Source organism: Paraburkholderia sp. J63 (genome assembly GCF_905220245.1).
In the GTDB taxonomy this organism is placed as follows: domain Bacteria; phylum Pseudomonadota; class Gammaproteobacteria; order Burkholderiales; family Burkholderiaceae; genus Paraburkholderia.
Genome location: NZ_CAJMZF010000001.1, coordinates 192,619 through 209,659, shown reverse-complemented (window position 1 = coordinate 209,659; position 17,041 = coordinate 192,619). Strand labels below are relative to the sequence as shown.

At 65.4% G+C, this 17,041-nt stretch carries 13 protein-coding genes; 6 read left to right on the top strand and 7 right to left on the bottom strand.

Annotated features, from left to right (window positions below; translation table 11 throughout):
• Positions 1–193: 193 nt before the first annotated feature.
• Together U5775_RS00930 and U5775_RS00925 are read left to right on the top strand one after the other, a co-directional pair.
• Positions 194–1,537 carry a UbiD family decarboxylase gene (locus U5775_RS00930; protein ID WP_322056238.1) on the top strand — a complete coding sequence of 448 codons (1,344 nt, stop codon included), beginning with the start codon at positions 194–196 and terminating at the stop codon, positions 1,535–1,537.
• Positions 1,534–2,124, top strand: a complete 591-nt coding sequence (locus U5775_RS00925) for a UbiX family flavin prenyltransferase (RefSeq protein ID WP_322056237.1) — start codon at positions 1,534–1,536, stop codon at positions 2,122–2,124. The genes U5775_RS00930 and U5775_RS00925 overlap by 4 nt, the downstream gene beginning before the upstream one ends.
• Before the next feature lie 100 nt (positions 2,125–2,224).
• Here the strand turns inward: U5775_RS00925 and U5775_RS00920 are convergent, their stop codons facing one another.
• The 7 genes from U5775_RS00920 to U5775_RS00890 all read right to left on the bottom strand — a co-directional run bounded on the left by U5775_RS00920 (position 2,225) and on the right by U5775_RS00890 (position 11,692).
• A complete protein-coding gene (locus U5775_RS00920; RefSeq protein ID WP_322056236.1) occupies positions 2,225–3,145 on the bottom strand; it encodes an ABC transporter permease subunit in 921 nt (306 codons plus the stop codon).
• Entirely contained in the window at positions 3,142–3,945 is an 804-nt protein-coding gene (locus tag U5775_RS00915; RefSeq protein ID WP_415913496.1) for an ABC transporter ATP-binding protein, read from the bottom strand. The genes U5775_RS00920 and U5775_RS00915 overlap by 4 nt, the downstream gene beginning before the upstream one ends.
• A 29-nt stretch (positions 3,946–3,974) precedes the next feature.
• A complete protein-coding gene (locus U5775_RS00910) occupies positions 3,975–5,018 on the bottom strand; it encodes an ABC transporter substrate-binding protein (RefSeq protein ID WP_322056234.1) in 1,044 nt (347 codons plus the stop codon).
• Positions 5,019–5,107: 89 nt separating this feature from the next.
• On the bottom strand, positions 5,108–6,562 hold the full coding sequence (locus U5775_RS00905; RefSeq protein WP_322056233.1) for a protoporphyrinogen/coproporphyrinogen oxidase: 1,455 nt from the start codon (positions 6,560–6,562) through the stop codon (positions 5,108–5,110).
• A gap of 25 nt (positions 6,563–6,587) precedes the next feature.
• Complete coding sequence (locus U5775_RS00900) at positions 6,588–8,333, bottom strand: thiamine pyrophosphate-dependent enzyme (RefSeq protein WP_322056232.1); 1,746 nt, start codon at positions 8,331–8,333, stop codon at positions 6,588–6,590.
• A gap of 73 nt (positions 8,334–8,406) precedes the next feature.
• Positions 8,407–9,561, bottom strand: coding sequence for a porin (locus tag U5775_RS00895; RefSeq protein ID WP_322056231.1), 1,155 nt, complete (start codon positions 9,559–9,561; stop codon positions 8,407–8,409).
• A gap of 499 nt (positions 9,562–10,060) precedes the next feature.
• Entirely contained in the window at positions 10,061–11,692 is a 1,632-nt protein-coding gene (locus tag U5775_RS00890; protein ID WP_322056230.1) for an ABC transporter substrate-binding protein, read from the bottom strand.
• A gap of 354 nt (positions 11,693–12,046) precedes the next feature.
• Here U5775_RS00890 and U5775_RS00885 point away from each other — a divergent pair, with 354 nt between their 5' ends.
• From U5775_RS00885 to U5775_RS00870, 4 genes are all read left to right on the top strand, one after another.
• Positions 12,047–12,766, top strand: a complete 720-nt coding sequence (locus U5775_RS00885) for a gluconate 2-dehydrogenase subunit 3 family protein (RefSeq protein ID WP_322056229.1) — start codon at positions 12,047–12,049, stop codon at positions 12,764–12,766.
• 63 nt (positions 12,767–12,829) lie between these two features.
• On the top strand, positions 12,830–14,608 hold the full coding sequence (locus tag U5775_RS00880) for a GMC family oxidoreductase (RefSeq protein WP_415913487.1): 1,779 nt from the start codon (positions 12,830–12,832) through the stop codon (positions 14,606–14,608).
• Between the two features lie 11 nt (positions 14,609–14,619).
• Positions 14,620–16,017 carry a c-type cytochrome gene (locus U5775_RS00875; protein ID WP_322056227.1) on the top strand — a complete coding sequence of 466 codons (1,398 nt, stop codon included), beginning with the start codon at positions 14,620–14,622 and terminating at the stop codon, positions 16,015–16,017.
• A 94-nt stretch (positions 16,018–16,111) separates the two neighbouring features.
• Positions 16,112–17,041, top strand: a complete 930-nt coding sequence (locus U5775_RS00870; RefSeq protein WP_322056226.1) for a LysR family transcriptional regulator — start codon at positions 16,112–16,114, stop codon at positions 17,039–17,041.

Here is a 17,041-nt window from a genome sequence, read left to right as displayed (position 1 = left end):
CGCCGCCCGCGCTCAGATAAAAACCGCATTTCCTAGTTCGGCGCCCCGATCGACGATATGGCGCCGCGACGCCGCAGGTATAAGTCGAAGATCGGCCCCCGCACGCCGTGACGCGACGCGCGCCTGCCATCGCGCCCCAAGCCGTGCGCTGCCGCTGCATTCCCCTCCCTCTTTGAACGGAAGTCGCGACACGATGAGACATTACCTTTCCCGCCTGCGCGCGCGCGGCGAGCTGCTGACCGTCAAGCGCGAAGTCGATCCGCGCCACGAAATCGCCGCGGTCGCCCGCCGGCTCCAGCAGGAAACGACGAGACCGGTGCTGTTCGAGAACGTGCGGGGCAGCCGCCTGCCCGTGCTGATGAATCTGTACACCGACCATCAGCGGCTGCGCGAAATCATCCGCTGCGAAGGCGACGAGACGTTCTGCGCGCGGCTCGATCGCGAGATCTCGCTCGCCGCGACGCTGGAGGCGCCGACCGAACGCGTCGCCGCGCCCGCCGACTGGGTCACGGGCACGCTCTCCGACCTGCCCGTCCCCACCTATCACGAACGCGACGGCGCGCCGTACATCACGGCCGGCGTGTTTCTCGCCAAAGACCCCGGCAGCGGCCGCGCGAATCTCTCGTTTCATCGCTCGATGATCGTTTCGGATGACGAACTGCGCATCCGGCTCGGCAGCACCCACGATCTCGCGCGTTTCCAGCAGCAGGCCGAAGCACGCGGCGAAGCGCTCGAAGCCGCCATCCTGATCGGTGCGGACCCCGAAATATTCATGAGCGCCTGCGTGTCCTTGCCGCCGGACGGCGACGAGCTCGCGCTCGCCGCCGCCATGCGCGGCGGCCCGATTGCGATGCGCCCGGCCTGCACCGTCGATCTCGACGTGCCGGTCTCGGCCGAGATCGTCATCGAAGGCCGCATCCTGCCCCATGTGCGCCGGCCCGAAGGTCCGTTCGGCGAATTCATGGGCTATTACGTCGAAGTCGGCGACAACCATGTGTTCGAAGTCACCCACGTCGGCTGGCGCGAAGGCGCCGTCTTTCAAGGCCTGATCTGCGGCTCGCACGAAGATCTGCGCCCGCTCGAAGCCGCCACCGCCGCGCGCATCTACAAGGCCATTTCGAGCCAGGTGCGCGGCGTGCTCGACGTGAGCTGCCGCCCCACCGTGATGAACACCGTCATCAAGCTCGACAAGCAATACGAAGGCCACGCGCAGCACGCGCTGCTGGCTGCGCTCGGCTCGCATCTCGACTACAACAAGCTTGTCATCGTGGTGGACAAGGACGTCGACATCTACGACATGGAAGACGTGATCTGGGCGTTTCTCACGCGCGGGCGCGCCGACACGCGCACGATGGTGATCCACGACGTGCCCGGCTTCTATCGCGACGCGCACAAGGATCATTGGGGGCGTCTCGCGATCGACGCCACGCGGCCGTGGGGACGCGAGGCCGAGTTCGAGCGCAAGACCATTCCCGGCTATGCCCAGATCGTGCTCGACGACTACCTGCCGCATTTTTCGGTCAAGGCGGCAACATGAGCGGCGCCGCGCAAAAGCGCGTGGTCGTCGCGATCACGGGCGCGACGGGCGCCGTCTACGGCGTGCGGCTGCTCGAAATGCTGCGCGGCTGCGGCGTCCTCACGCATCTCGTGGTGTCGCGCGCGGGCTGGATGACGCTGCTCGACGAAACCGGCCTCGAACGCAACGCGCTGCGCGACGCGGCGAGCGTCTGGCACGACCAGAACGAGGTGGGCGCGAGCATCGCGAGCGGGTCGTTCCAGCACGACGGCATGGTGATCGCGCCGTGCTCGATGAAGACGCTCGCGGCCGTCGCGCACGGCTTCGACGACAACCTCATCGCGCGGGCCGCGAGCGTCACGCTCAAGGAGCGCCGCAAGCTCGTGCTGCTCGCGCGCGAGACTCCGCTCACGCTCGCGCACCTGCGCAACATGACGCTGGCGGCCGAGATGGGCGCGACGGTGATGCCGCCGCTGCCCGCGTTCTACGCGAAGCCCGACAGCCTCGAAGCGATGGTCGACTATACGGTCATGCGCGTGCTCGATCAGTTGCACATCGAGCCACCGGTGACCATGCTGCGCTGGCAGGGACTTTCCGCACCGCGCTAATTAGTCGGGACAACAAAAAACCCGGTGTTGCGCGTCCTTCGCGCAACACCGGGCTCGGTGAATCCAGCGCGACCGGGGCCGCGCTCTTGTCATCCTCTCATCAACCGGCCTGCATCTTCGCCACGGCCGACTTCCGTCGATTCGCCCCGCGCTTCTTGCGTTGCGCCATCGAGAGCAGCGTGACGAGAACGAACAGCGACGTGACGAGCTTGAGGTCGGAAGGCTGGAAGCCAATCACGAGCACCACGGAAATGAGCTGGAAATAGACGACCGAGCCGAGCACGGGCGCGAGCACCTGGCGCACCATCGACCGGTTGCCGACGATGGCCTCGCCGAGCAGCAGCGCCGCGAGCCCATTGACCAGCACGCCGAAACCCATGTTCACGTCGGCAAAGCCCTGGTTCTGCGCGAGCAGTGCGCCGCCGAGCGCCGCGAACAGATTCGCGAGACCGAGCCCCACCAGCGTATAAACCTTCACGTTGATGCCCTGGGCCTTGGCCATGGACGGACTCGAACCGATCGCACGCATGGCCAGCCCATGCTGCGTCCCGAGGAACCAGAGCACGCCCGCGCCGAGCACCGTGTCGATCGCGCCGAGCATCACGATGCGCGGCAGATAGCCCCCGCCCGCGTCCGGCAGCCACGAGAACACGCTCGCATAGGCAAACAGCGCCGAGTTCGGCTGCCCCATCACGCGGATGTTGACCGAGTAGAGCATCGAGAGCACGAGAATGCCGCACAGCAGCGTATTGATCTTCGCTTTCTCGTGGATGGCGGCGGTGAGCAGCCCCGCGATGAAACCGGCGAGCGCGCCGCCGAGCAGCCCGATCACGGGATCGAAGCCCAGCATCAGCAGCTTCGCGCAGACGCACGCGCCGAACGGGAACGAGCCCTCGGCCGTCATGTCCGAAAAGCTGAGAATGCGAAACGGGATCATGATGGCGAGCGCAATCAGCGCGTAGGTCAGGCCCTGCATCATCCCGACGGGAAAAAGGCCGATAAATCCACCGATCAGATTCATGCGTTCACCGTTCGTGTCATGGGGGGCTCTTCGTTGAAGGTCGCCATCAGGCGCTCCATCGTCATCGCGCGTTTCGCTTCGCCGGTCAGGTCGCCGACGATGCGGCCGTCGCGCATCATCACGAGACGATTGCCGAAGTCGAGCGCGTGCTGCATGTTGTGCGTCACCATCAGCGTCGTGAGTTTCGCCTCGCGCACCACCTGCTCGGTCACGCGCATCACGATCGCGGCGGTGCGCGGATCGAGCGCGGCCGTGTGCTCGTCGAGCAACAGCAGCAGCGGCCGCTGCAGCACGGCCATCAGCAGCGAGAGCGCCTGCCGCTGACCGCCCGACAATAGCGACGCCTGCGCCTTCATGCGCTTTTCGAGGCCGAGGTCGAAAGACGCGATCCGCTCGCGGAACGCCTCGGCCTGAGCGCGCGTGAGGCCGCGCCCGAAGCTGCGTGCGAGACCGCGCTGGTTCGCGACGGCGAGATTTTCTTCGAGGCTCAGCGCGGCGGCCGTGCCGATCGAAGGGTCCTGGAACACCCGCGCGATGTACTTCGCCCGCCGGTGCGTCGGCAGCGTGGTGATCTCGCGGCCGTCGATCGAGATCGCGCCTTCGTCGGGTATCACTTCGCCCGCGAGCAGGTTCAGGAAGGTCGATTTGCCCGCGCCGTTGCCGCCCACCACCACCGCGAAATCGCCGGGCAGCAGCTTCAGCGACACGTCGGTCAATGCCACGCGTTCGTCGACCGTGCCCGCATGGAACGTCTTGCCGACGCGCTCGACCGACAGGAGCGGCGTATCCTTTTCATGCATCGTCATCACCGTCGCGCAACGCCGCGTTTTCAGTTGATCAGGCATCCGCAATCCTCGAAAGATTTGGGAATGGTCAGGCCCAGCCGGGCGAACTGGCCGCGGCTGATCGACACCACGTAGTCCGACTTCGCCGGCTTCATGACGGGCAGCGCCGAGGTGGCCTCGCCCTTCAAGGCACGCACCGCGACGCGCGCCGCGTTCGCGCCCACCGACTGGAGCGACACGGCATACGACGCGTCGGCCATGCCCTTCTTGATCGCCTCCGTCTCCGAGCTGATCACGGGGACCTTCATCCTTTGCATGGCCGCGGCCACGGCGGGAATGGCCGACTGCACGAGATTCGAGCCCGTGATATAGACGAAGCCCACGCCATTCAGGAGCTGCGCGCGCTGCGTGATGTCGTTCACGCTGTCCACGCTGACCGGCCGGAACTCGAGCCCGGCGCGCGCGGCGGCGGCCTGCAGCGCATGGGTCGTGACCACGTCGTTGGCCTCGCCCGAGTCGTAAAGGACACCGAATGATTTCACGCCCGGCAAGAGCTTTTTGGCGAATGCAAGCACGGCATCGAAGTCCTGCAGATCGGAGGCGCCGGTAAAGCGGTCGCTGCCGTGCGCCCAGCCCGGCGTGAGACCGGCCGCGACCGGGTCCGTGACCTCCGCGAAAATCAGCGGAATATGGTGATCGCCCACCGCCGACAACGCGACCTGCGATACCGAGGTCGTCAGCGTGAGGATCAGCGCGGGCTGCTTCGAGAGGATCTGCGAGAACATTTGCGGCATCAGCGCCTGCGTGAAATTCGCATCGCTGTAGACGTAGTTGACGTTCTTGCCATCGACATAGCCCTCACGCGCCATCTCGTCCTTGAACCCCTGGATGGTCTTCGCGAGCGAGGGGTGCGGCCCGAGATTCGCAATGCCAACCGTCACCGGCTGGCTGCTTTGCGCGCTCGCCGACGCGGGCGCGGCCAGCCATCCGGCGAGTGCGGTCACGGCCGCAATGGCCCCAATGAGCGCCGTCCGCCATGCCGGGCGCGCTACGGGCGTGTGAAGTGCTCTGGTAGTCGATTCGTTCATTGCGTGTATCCCGCGGGTGGATTGGGTGGGGAATTTGTAGCATCGATACCGCGAGCGAATTTATTCGACAGGCGGCTTCTACCGTTTCGCTAAGAATTCGTTCGCTTTGCCTGACTTTGCGCGCGTTCGAGCACGATCCTCGCGGCGCGCTCGCCGCTCGCGCAGGCGCCCGTGAGCAGCGCCTGCGAAGTCCAGTCGCCGCAATAGACGACGGGCCGCTCGCTCGCGCGCGCCGCGTCTTCCTGCCAGCGCCAGAACGCGCGCAGGCGCTCGCCATAGCCGGGCGCGAACACCGGCAGCTTGCGCGGTATCCACTGATTGGCGACGGCCACGACGTGCCGGTCGAAATCGGGCACGCGCACGCGCAGTTCGTCGCGCACGAGCGCATCGAGGTCGTCGGTGCAGCCGAGACGCTGCGCTTCTTCGACGGCCTCGGGCGTCAACTGGCAATAGATCTGCGCGAGCGGTCGGCCATTCGCGGGCGCCGCCGGCATTTGCTGGAACGTCGAGATGCGGCTCGCGACATCGCGCGACGCGAACTGCATCAACGCGGGCAGCGGCTGCGCAAAGCCATAGTGAACGACACCGAGCGCGTTGTATCGCACCTCGGCAAGCATCTCGCGCTCCGCCGCCTGCGGCGTGCGGACGAGCGCGCTCGCGAGCGAGCCCTCCACCGCACAGACCACGTGATCGGCCTCGAACGTCTCGCCGCCCGCGAGCGTCACCGCCACGCACAACGCGTCGGCCTCGCGCCGGTGTTCGACCGAAGCGACGCGTGCGCCGGTTCGCACGTCCAGTTGCCGCGCAAGCGTCTCGCAGACGAGTCCCATGCCGCCGCGCAACGTGTGGACCGTGTCCTCGCCCACGAGATGCGGCACCGTGGTGCGATAGAACAGCGACGACAGCGTCTCGGGATTGAAGCTGCGCGTCGCGCGAAACACGGGCTCGACGAGGCTCGCCAGCGCATGCGGGCCGATTTCGCCGCGGATGTAATCGGCGAGCGTCTGCCGGTCGGCGCCAGGATCGACGTCGAGCGCGCTGATCGCCCAGTCGGGGTCGACGCGGCCGCGCTGCCCGCGCATCCGCATCGCGTGCGCGATCAACGCGATGCGCTCGCCGATCGGCAACCCCGGTGTCAGCAACGAACGCAGCGTCGGCATCAATTCGATCAGATGATCGCCGCGCGGCGTCACGCAACGCGCGGTCAGATTGCGCAGCGGAATCAGCGCGTCGCCGAGCGCGAGATCGCCAATCAAGCGGTTGAATGCGCGCCCGAACGGATAGACGAGCCGCGCGCCGCTGTTGTACGCGATCTCGCCCGCGCGCCGGTCGCCCATGCGGCCGCCGACCGTATCGGCGGCCTCCAGCACCGTCACGCGCAGGCCCGCCTGCTGGAGCCGCCAGGCCGCCGTGAGCCCGGCAATGCCGGCGCCGATCACGATAGCCCGCGCGCCGGTGCCGGAGCGGCTAGCGGCGGCGACCCCGCCGCCCGCTGTGGACGGATCGCGCGAGTGCGCGTCCGCCGGATGGAATGGTTCAGTCATCGATACACGAAACCTCGTTCAAGACTCAGGCGAGCGGCTTGCCGACCGAGCGCGGCACGCGCAGCTCGATCAGCTTGACGCCGGGCCGCGCGAGCGCGTCGGCGAGCGCCGGTGCGAATGCCGCCGTCTCCTCCACCACCGAGCCCGTGGCGCCGAACGCGCGGGCCAGCGCCGCGAAATCGATCAGGCCGAGCTCGGTGCCGACGCTGCGGCCGAACATGCGCCGCTGCGCACCGTCGATCGCCCCGTACGCGCAGTTGTTGATCACCAGCACGAGCAGCGATACGCCGAGGCGCACCGCGGTCTCTAGCTCCTCCACGTGCATCGTCAGGCAGCCATCACCGGCAATCGCCACGATCTGGCGCGTCGGTGCTGAGACGAGCGCCGCGCCGATAGCGGCCGCGAGGCCGTAGCCCATCGCGCCGCTCTTGGGCCCGAGCTGGGTCCCATAGCGGCGATGCTTCAGGTAGCGCTGCGGCCAGATCGCGTAGGCCCCCGCGCCGGACGTGACGATCGCGTCGTCGTCGAGCGCGTCGTCGAGCGTCGCATAGACGTCGCGCAGATCGACGGGGCCTTCGCAGCGTCCGCCCGCCACGAACGCGAGCCGCGCCGCGCGCGCGTCGGCAAGCCAGCGCCCGCGTTCGTCGAGCCGTTCGGGCGCGATCCAGCGATCGGCCTGCGCCACGCTCTCGTCATGCCAGGCATCGACAGCCGCATTCGGGTCCGCCACGAGCGCGAGATCGGCTTGATAGACCACGTTCAGCTCGCTCGCATCGGCATGCACATGCACGAGACGCTGCGGCCGGCGGTCCGGGTCCGGCTCGATCAGCGCGAAGCCCTTGAAGCCTTCGCCTAGCGTATTGAGCTCGCCGAGCCGCCCGTTCAGCACGATCAGCAGATCCGCGTCGGCGACGCGCGCCGCCAGCGCAGGATCGATGCCGATGCCGATTTCGCCGACGAACGCGTCGTCGTCGTGATCGATCAGATCGCGGCGCCGATACGTGGTCGCGACCGGTATCGCGTGCCGGTGCGCGAGCTCGGTGAGCCGCGCCAGCGAACCCGGCTGCCAGCCGGTCCCGCCCGCGATCAGCAAGGGCCGGCTCGCCTGCCGCAGCAGATCGCGCAGCGCAGCCAGGTCGGCCTGCCCGACCGAAGGCCGCGGCACCGCAGGCAAGCGCGCAACCGGCTCGCGCGCCGGCACACGCACACGCGCCTGCGCCACGTCTTCCGGCAGCACCAGCGCCACCGGTCCGCGCCGCCCGCTCATCGCGATGCTCCAGGCGCGTGCGAACATTTCGCCGATGCGCTCCGGCGCGTCGATCGTGCCGACCCATTTGGTCAGGGGTCCGAACGTACGTGGAAAATCGTCGAGCCCGAGCATCGCCTCGCGGCCCGAAATCGCACGGCTCGCCTGACCGATGATCAGGATCATCGGGGCGCTGTCGGTAAAGGCCGTGTGCACCGCGAGCGCCGTATTCAACGCACCCGGCGCGCGCGCGACGACGCAGATGCCGGGCTGGCCGCTCAATTGCCCGATCGCTTGCGCCGCGTAGGCACAGCCGGCTTCGTGACGGAAGCTCGCGAGCGCGATCTGCGGGGCGTGGGTCGCGAGCGCGTCGACGACCTCCAGCACGCCCTCGCCCGGAATGTACGTGAGCGCGGGCACGCCGAACGCCGCCAGCGTATGGGCGACGATCTGGGCACCGCTTTGCGTCTCGTCGTGGGCAACGTGATCGGTCGCCCGAGTCTGCGCCTTCTGCTCGCCTGTCATATGAAATCCTGTTGCTCCTCTTGCTTCGCAAGGCGGCAGGCCTGACGTTGCCGTCACGGCCCTCGACACGCCGTTAGAAGCGGTGATAGATACCGGCGGTGATCGCCACCTGACGCTTCGACGTGGATGCGCCGCCGCTGCCGCTCGCATACTCGATATTGGCGTGCTGCGCGTCGCCCGCGGCCAGCTGGAAAATGCCGGTGAGATACAGCGCGGTACGCTTCGAGAGGAAATAATTGTTGATCAAAGAGAACTGATGATATTGCGGGCGAAAGTCCGTGGGCTGCACGTCGCCGAGGGTATACACATAGTCGAAATTGACCTGAAAGGCAGGCGTAAAGAAGTGACTGAGGTTCGCCTCGACGTTGGTATAGCTCGCGCGCCCGTTCTGCAGGCCAAGCTGCGCGACGCCGAGATTATCGTAGCGGCTATGCGTGACGACGAGTCCCGCGAAGGTGTTTTGCGTGAATGCGTACTGGCCGCCCGCGCCGTAAATTTCCATGCTCGTGGGCGCGATCGCATAGGCATAGGTCGGCGAAGCGGCCGAAATCGACGCGAACTGCGAGGTGTTCCAGAGCCCCTCGCTGGCCGCCGCAGCCGGATGGTTCATGCGCATGTACGCAGCCGAGAGCTTGATGTTGCCCTGCGCGTAGTTCACGCCGAAACCGAGCGCGCTCTGGTTGCCGAAGCTGCCCGCCACGCCGCCGAAGCTGTACATCGCGCCCACCTGGAGGCCCCGGTACGTCGGCGACACGTATTTGACGGCATTGTTCGTACGGAACTGGTAATTGAAATTGTTGTTGTCGCCCACGGTCGCCGTATAGCCGTTCCACATGAGCGGCGACGAATATTGCGCGAGCCAGTCCTGGGTGAGATCGTACTGGCGCCCGAAAGTGAGCGTGCCAAAGCGGTCGTCCTGCAGGCCCACATAGGCCTGGCGGCCGAATTCACGGCCGCCCTGCCCCAGCGTACCCGTGTTGGGATTGAAGCCGCCCTCGAGCACGAACACGCTGCGCGTGCCGCCACCGAGGTCTTCGACACCGCGAAAGCCCCAGCGGCTCGGGCCGTTTGCCGTCCCCAGCGAGGCGCCTTTGAGCGAGTTGTTCGAATAGATGAGGCCTTCCATGATCACCCCGTAGAGGGTGACGCTGGAACCCGTCGTACTGCTCTGCGCGTGAGCGGCACAAGCCACCGAAAGCAAGAAGGCCGTGGTACAGATACGTTTCATCTGAATAGTCCGGTGATAGGGCGGTGAGGAACGGAAACTGCATGGGTCGGGTCGTACACGGCGCGTTCGTGCATGAACGTATGAACGCATTCGCAGGAGCAAAGACTAGAAAGCGGGGCCATTCATGACAATCGCATCAAAATAGTTAGAACCGTTTTCCTTCATCTGAGGTTCGCTTCACTAGAGTGGCGCGTTGGCCCATCGCCACAAGCGGTCGCGGCGAACGCTTGCTGCACGGGGCGGCACACCGCACCGGATTCCTGTGCGTTCCGCTTCAAGAGTTAGTCGATCGGAACTGTTTGTGCGCGTGCAGGGGATGGCGCGCACGCGACGGGCGACAATGCGTTAAAGGGAACGCTGCCGCGATTTAGACGATCAGGCGAACGAGCGGGCACGCCGCCCGATCTTTACGGAGGAGAATGGGAGACCAGCGGCGACACCACTGGTCCGGGCAAATTAGCCGCTGCGACGGCACCGGATACCGCCGCCGTCCATCGCACTACTTCACGCTGACACCGTCGAAGCGCACGTAGCCGAGCGGCTCGATCCGCATGTCGACGACGTTCGTGCGCACGGGCTGATAGACGGTCGAGTTCGCGATCGGCGAAAACGGCAGTTGCTCGGCGAAGATCTGTTGGGCCTGCACATAGATCTTCGTGCGCGCGTCCTGACCCAGCGTCGTGCGCCCCTTCTGGATCAGATCGTCGTATGGCTTGTAGCACCAGCGCGAATCGTTGTCGCCCTTCGCCGCCTCGCAGCCGAGCAGCGTGCCGAGCCAGTTGTCGGGATCGCCGTTGTTGCCGGTCCAGCCGATCAGCATGGCGTCGTGCTCGCCCGCGTGCGCGCGCTTCAGATACTCGCCCCACTCGTAGGTGACGATCTTCGCCCTCACGCCGATCTTCGCCCAGTCGGACTGGATCATCTCGGCCATCAGTCGCGCGTTCGGGTTGTAGGGACGCTGCACCGGCATCGCCCACAACGTGATGTCGAAGCCGTTGGGCAAGCCCGCCTTCGCGAGCAGCGCCTTCGCCTTCGCGGGGTCGTACGGCGCGGCCTTGAGGTTCTTGTCGTACGACCACTGCGCGGGCGCCATCGGCGCGAACGCGGCCTGCCCCGCGCCCTGGTAGACCGACGAGATGATCGCCTGCTTGTCGATCGACATGTCGAGCGCCCGGCGCACGTCGACGTTGCCGAGCGGCTTGTGTTCGACGTTATAGGCGAGGTAGCCGAGATTGAAGCCCGGCTGCGACGGCATCGCGATGTCCGGGTCCGCCTTCAGCGTCGCGATATCGGCCGGGCGCGGATAGCTCATCACCTGACACTCGTTCTGCTTCAGCTTCTGCACGCGCACGGCGGCATCCGGCGTGATCGAGAAGATCAGCTTCGAGATCTTCACGTCGCCCTTCTTCCAGTAATCGGGGTTGCCGTCGTAACGGATCGTCGCGTCCTTCATGTAGCTGTGGAACACGAACGGCCCGGTGCCCACCGGCTTCTGGTTGATATCGGCCGCGCGTCCGGCCTTGAGCAGTTGCCCGGCATACTCGGCCGAGAGGATCGACGCATACGCCATCGCCATGTTCTGGATGAACGGCGCATTCGGCGCCGATAGCATAAAGCGCACCGTGTAAGGATCGACCTTCTCCACCTTCACGATCAGCTTGTTTAGCCCCATGTCGACGAAGCGCGGGAACGGCACCGGATAGGCCTTGCGAAACGGCTGATCCGGATCGAGCATGCGCTCGAACGTGAACACGACGTCGTCGGCGTCGAAGTCGCGAGTCGGCTTGAAATAGGCCGTCGTATGGAACTTCACGCCGTGGCGCAGATGAAACGTGTAGACCTTGCCGTCGGGCGATACGTCCCATTTCTCCGCGAGACCAGGCTCGACCGTCGTGCCGCCGCGCACGAATTCGACGAGCCGGTCGTAGACCGGAAGCGCGGACGCGCTGTAATCGACGCTCGTCGTGAACTGCGCGGAATCGAAGCCCGCCGGGCTACCCTCCGAGCAATAGACGAGTGTCTTGTTTGGGATCGGCTCGGCGAGTGCGGAGCTCGCAAAGCCCACGGATGCCGCTGCAACGCCCGCGATGACTGTAACGCGCAGATCGTGCAACAGATGGTGATATGCCATGTTTCCCTCAGGTTCTTTGTTTGGTTCGGCTTGATCGCCTGACGTCAATTTACCGACGACACCCGAACTTCGTCGAGTGCTTTCTGGCCAACGACCCCGATTCGCTTTTTAAAGACCTTATCGGAACAAACAGGGATTTATTTATCGGTCCGCATAACGTGGACCGCGCAACGTTCTTCAGCGCCTGCGTTCCGGAGGACTGCTGCGGCCGCGTTGCCACGCAGGTACCCCCCATTTTGCAAAACTGAATTCTCTGCGTGGGTGTTCCGTTTCAATTCGCCATCCCCTATCGTCAGACCGTTGCCTTGAAAGCCAATGTCGATAACTCAAGTCGGCGATAGAAGGAGTTGCGACATGAAGAAAGAGAACGCCAACGCTTCGCGCCGGGGGTTCATCAAGGGTTCGCTGGTCGCGGCCTCGTCGGCCGTGGTGCTCAAGACCACGCGCACCCTGCCGCTCGCCGATGCCGCCGCGGCCGAAACTCCGGACAGTGCGGCCTACGATCCCCACTATTTCACCGCCGCCGAATGGGCTTTCATTCAGGCAGCGGTGGACCGCCTGATCCCCTCGAACGAAGATGGCCCCGGCGCGCTCGATCTGCACGTGCCCGAGTTTATCGACCGGCAGATGGACACCGACTACGGACACGGCGCGCGCTGGTATCTGCAAGGCCCCTTTCGTCCCGATTCGGCTTTCTCGCTCGGCTACCAGATGAAATACTCGCCGCGCGATATGTACCGCGTAGCGATTGCGGGCATTGACGCGTGGTGCAGCCGCGAGCACGGCCAGCACTTCGCGAAGCTCGACGCCGCCACGCAGGACCAAGTGCTGGGCCAACTCGAGAAAGGTGAGATCGCGCTGCCCGATATGAAAACGAACGAGTTCTTCATTCAACTACTCGCGAACACGAAAGAAGGCTATTTCGCCGATCCGATGTATGGCGGCAATCGCGGCATGGGGGCGTGGAAGATGATCGGCTTTCCGGGTGCGCGCGCCGATTTCATGGACTGGGTCACGCAATACGACAAGGTGTACCCGTTGCCGCCGGTATCGATCCTGGGCGAGAAGGGTTGAAAACAAGGGCTTAAAAGCAGAGCTGGAAAACAGAACCTGAGAGCAAAGGCCAAGAAATACCGCATGACAAAATCGATGAAACCCGCAGACGTCGTCGTGATCGGGCTCGGTTGGACCGGGTCGATCCTCGCCATGGAGCTGGCCAGCGAGGGCCTCGATGTAGTGGCGCTCGAACGCGGGCACAATCGCGATACCTCGCCCGACTACACGTATCCGAAGGCCGTCGACGAGCTGAAATACGGTATCCGCGGCGAGCTGTTCCGCCGGCTCTCGCTCGAAACCGTGACGGTGCGCCACGCGGCCGGCGACACCGCCGTCCCCTACCGTCAATACAATGCGTTCCTGCTGCCCGACAACGTGGGCGGCGCCGGCGTGCACTGGAACGGCCAGCTTTACCGGCCGTCGCCCGAGGACATGAAGTTCCGCTCGCACAACATCGAGCGCTATGGCGCGCGGTTCCTGCCCGCGGACATGACGATCCAGGACTACGACGTCACCTGGAACGAGCTGGAGCCGTATTTCGATCGCTTCGAATATCTGAACGGCACCTCGGGCCAGGCCGGCAACCTGCAAGGCCGGATCATGCCCGGCGGCAACCCGTTCGAAGGGCCGCGCTCGCGCCCTTACCCGACGCCGCCCGTCGCCGATCAGTACGCGGCCAGGCTGTTCGCCAACGCCGCGCGCGAGCTGGGCTACCATCCGTTCCCGCAGCCGAGCGCGAACTGCTCAGAGCCCTACACGAACTTCTATGGCGTGCGCCTCGGCCCATGCAACCTGTGCGGCTTCTGCGAGCGCTTTGGCTGCTTTCTCTATTCGAAGGGGTCTCCGCAAACCACGATCCTCCCGGCACTCATGCGCAAGCCGAACTTCGAGCTGCGCACGCAGAGCCATGTCGTGAAGATCAATATGGATTCGAGCGGCAAGCGCGCTACCGGCGTCACCTATATCGACGGCGCCGGCAACGAGGTATTCCAGCCGGCCGAACTCGTGATCCTCTCGTCGTTTCAGCTCAACAACGTGCGGCTGATGCTGCTCTCAGGCATCGGCAAGCCCTACGACCCGGCGACCGGCAAGGGCGTGATCGGCAAGAACTTCGCCTATCAGATGATGAGCTCGACGTCGGTCTTCTACGACAAGGACGTGCCGATCAATCCGTTCATGGCCGCGGGCGCGGGCGGCTCGCAGATCGTCGACGAATTCAACTCGGACCACTTCGACCACGGTCCGCACGGCTTCCTCGGCGGCGCGTACATCATCGGCGGACAAACGGGCGGCCGGCCAATCCAGCAACTCGCCGTGCCGCCCGGCACGCCGGCGTGGGGCGCGCAATGGAAGCGCGCGGCAAAGGACCATTATCTCCACACGACAAACGTCGTCGCGCACGGCTCGGTCATGTCGTACCGCGACGCGTATCTCGACCTCGATCCGACTTATCGCGACTCGCTGGGCATGCCGCTCCTGCGCATGACCTTCGACTGGCACGACAACGAATACCGGATGACCCGCTTCGTCACGGACCGCGCGCTCGAGATCGTGGCGAAGATGAATCCGAAATCGCATTCGACGCGCATCCGCGCGCCCGGCGAACATTTCAACGTGCGCGAATACCAGACGACACACACGGCCGGCGGCGTCATCACGGGCGCCGACCCGCAATCGAGCGCGCTGAACCGCTACCTGCAGAGCTGGGACGTGCCGAACCTCTTCGTGATGGGCGCCTCGGCGTTTCCGCAGGGCATCGGCTACAACCCGACCGGCCTGGTGGGCGCGCTGGCCTACTTCGCCGCCGACGCGATACGGACACAGTATCTCAAGCGTCCCGGCGCGCTCGTGCAGGCGTGAGGAGCGTAGCCATGAAGACTACGCTCCGGCCGGGGACCATCATCGCCGGTCTCGTCGCGCTCGCCGTGATGATCGTTGCGTGCGCATGGATCGTCGCGGCGCTATTCGGCGGCCACGGTGGTGACGATCGGGCATTCGAACAAGCGGCGGCCGATACCGTCGCCGACACCGCGCTCATCCGGCGCGGCGCTTATCTGGCCGTACTCGGCGATTGCGCAGCGTGCCATAGCGTGAAGGACGGCAAGCCGTTCGCGGGCGGCCTTTCGATCGCGACGCCCATCGGCGCCGTCTACACCACCAACATCACGCCCGACGCCGAGACCGGTATCGGACGCTATACGCTTCGCGACTTCGAACGCGCGCTGCGCCGCGGTATCCGTGCCGATGGCAGCCCGCTGTACCCCGCGATGCCCTATCCGTCGTACGCCCACGTGAGCGACGACGACGTGCGGGCGCTCTACGCGTACTTCATGCACGGCGTCACGCCCGTTCACGCGCCGGACCGCAAGCCCGATATTCCCTGGCCGCTCTCGATGCGCTGGCCGCTTACTTACTGGCGCTGGGCTTTCGCGCCGAAAGTACTGCCGCTCGCACAGCCAGACATCGGCGGTGCAGCGGATGCCGGGGCCGCGCATGACGCAGCGCTGCTCGAACGTGGGCGCTATCTCGTCGAAGGACTCATGCATTGCGGCAGTTGTCATACGCCGCGTGGCGTCGGCCTCCAGGAGAAAGCCCTCGGCGACGCGGACGGCCCCGACTACCTCGCCGGTGGCGTCATCGACCATTACGTCGCGAACAATTTGCGCGGCGACGACCTGACCGGACTCGGCCAGTGGAGCAAGACCGATATCGTCGAGTTTCTGCGCACGGGGCGCAACGCGCAAACGGCTGCGTTCGGTGGCATGCGCGACGTCGTCGAGCACAGTTCGCAGTACCTGGGCGACACCGATCTGCTCGCAGTCGCCACCTACCTGAAGTCGCTGCCCGCCCATCCATCGGCGGAGCACTACGCGTATGCAAGCACTGCCGGCGCCGCGCTCGCGAAGGGCGACGTGAGCGCGCGCGGTGCGATCGATTACCTGAATAGCTGCGCGGCCTGTCACCTCTCGTCGGGCAAGGGCTATCGGGACACCTTTCCCGCCCTCGCCGGCAATCCGGTCGTCAACGCAAAGGACCCGACCTCGCTGATCAACATCGTGCTCAACGGCAATACCGAGGTCGGTACTACGCGCGTTCCCACGCAGTTCACGATGCCACCTTTCGGTGAACGTCTCAGCGACGCCGAGGTCTCAGACGTCGTCACGTTTATCCGGTCGAGCTGGGGCAATCACGCGCCACCCGTCGACGCCAACGCGGTCGCCAAGGTTCGTGCGCAGACGCATGGTCCTGCCCTCGCGCGCCGCCAATGAGAGTCAACCGCCTCGCACAATGGGCGCATCGGGTCGGCCGGCGGACGCAGGACACCCCGCAGGACACCCAATAGCTGCCCCGGAAAGTCTGTTTATGGATTACTTCGCCGCCGTGCGCGCGTTCCTGTATGCCGCGGATCTTGGAAGCTTCAACAAGGCCGCGGACCAACTCAACGTCAAGACCTCAACCGTTTCGCGTCATATCGCCGAACTGGAGCGCGATCTCGGCATCGCGCTCTTTAACCGCTCCACGCGCGGACTCGCCCTGACCGAAGGCGGCCGCGTGTTCCGTGAGCAAGGCGCGGCCGCCGTGCGGATGCTCGACGAAGCGTGCGCGGCAACGTCGTCGCTCAATGCTTCGCCGCAGGGCTTGCTGCGCGTGACGATGCCGACCGCGTTCGGCCGCCGCCATGTCGTCGCTCATCTGGCGGAATTCACGAAACGGTATCCGCATATCGACGTGGACGTCATCATCACCGACGAGATCGTGAATTTCGTCGCCACAGGCATCGACGTCGCGATCCGCGTGGGCGTGCTGCCCAACTCGCAACTGATGGCGCGTCGCCTCGCGAGCCATCCATGCGTGGTTTGTGCGAGCCCCGATCACGTGCGCCGTTACGGGATGCCTGCGCGGCCGGCCGATCTTCAAGCGCATCCGGCCATACGCTTTGCGATCGCCGGCGACGACTCATGGCTCCTCGCCCCCCAATCCGGGGCCGACGAGCAGGAAGATGCCGTCGAAGTCAAGCTGCACGGCCGCCTGCGCGCGAACAACATGGAGGCGATCCTCGATCTCGCGATCACCGGCTGCGGCGCCGCGCTGCTGCCGCTATGGGCGATCGGCGAGCCGCTGCGCGCCGGACGACTGGTGCGCCTGCTGCCGGACTGGGAAGGTCAGGCGACGAATTCGAGCCCCGCCATATGGGGCGTCTATCCACGCAAGAAAACGGTCTCGTCCAAGGTGCGTGCGTTCCTCGATTTTTATACCGATCTGTTCAGGCAGGATCATTACTGGGAAATGTAA

What these genes read in the sequence shown, in the direction of transcription:
- U5775_RS00930 (WP_322056238.1), top strand. Translation starts at nt 194, where the DNA reads ATGAGACATTACCTTTCCCGCCTGCGCGCGCGCGGCGAGCTGCTGACC.
- U5775_RS00925 (WP_322056237.1), top strand. Translation starts at nt 1,534, where the DNA reads ATGAGCGGCGCCGCGCAAAAGCGCGTGGTCGTCGCGATCACGGGCGCG.
- U5775_RS00920 (WP_322056236.1), bottom strand. Translation starts at nt 3,145, where the DNA reads ATGAATCTGATCGGTGGATTTATCGGCCTTTTTCCCGTCGGGATGATG.
- U5775_RS00915 (WP_415913496.1), bottom strand. Translation starts at nt 3,945, where the DNA reads ATGCATGAAAAGGATACGCCGCTCCTGTCGGTCGAGCGCGTCGGCAAG.
- U5775_RS00910 (WP_322056234.1), bottom strand. Translation starts at nt 5,018, where the DNA reads ATGAACGAATCGACTACCAGAGCACTTCACACGCCCGTAGCGCGCCCG.
- U5775_RS00905 (WP_322056233.1), bottom strand. Translation starts at nt 6,562, where the DNA reads ATGACTGAACCATTCCATCCGGCGGACGCGCACTCGCGCGATCCGTCC.
- U5775_RS00900 (WP_322056232.1), bottom strand. Translation starts at nt 8,333, where the DNA reads ATGACAGGCGAGCAGAAGGCGCAGACTCGGGCGACCGATCACGTTGCC.
- U5775_RS00895 (WP_322056231.1), bottom strand. Translation starts at nt 9,561, where the DNA reads ATGAAACGTATCTGTACCACGGCCTTCTTGCTTTCGGTGGCTTGTGCC.
- U5775_RS00890 (WP_322056230.1), bottom strand. Translation starts at nt 11,692, where the DNA reads ATGGCATATCACCATCTGTTGCACGATCTGCGCGTTACAGTCATCGCG.
- U5775_RS00885 (WP_322056229.1), top strand. Translation starts at nt 12,047, where the DNA reads ATGAAGAAAGAGAACGCCAACGCTTCGCGCCGGGGGTTCATCAAGGGT.
- U5775_RS00880 (WP_415913487.1), top strand. Translation starts at nt 12,830, where the DNA reads ATGACAAAATCGATGAAACCCGCAGACGTCGTCGTGATCGGGCTCGGT.
- U5775_RS00875 (WP_322056227.1), top strand. Translation starts at nt 14,620, where the DNA reads ATGAAGACTACGCTCCGGCCGGGGACCATCATCGCCGGTCTCGTCGCG.
- U5775_RS00870 (WP_322056226.1), top strand. Translation starts at nt 16,112, where the DNA reads ATGGATTACTTCGCCGCCGTGCGCGCGTTCCTGTATGCCGCGGATCTT.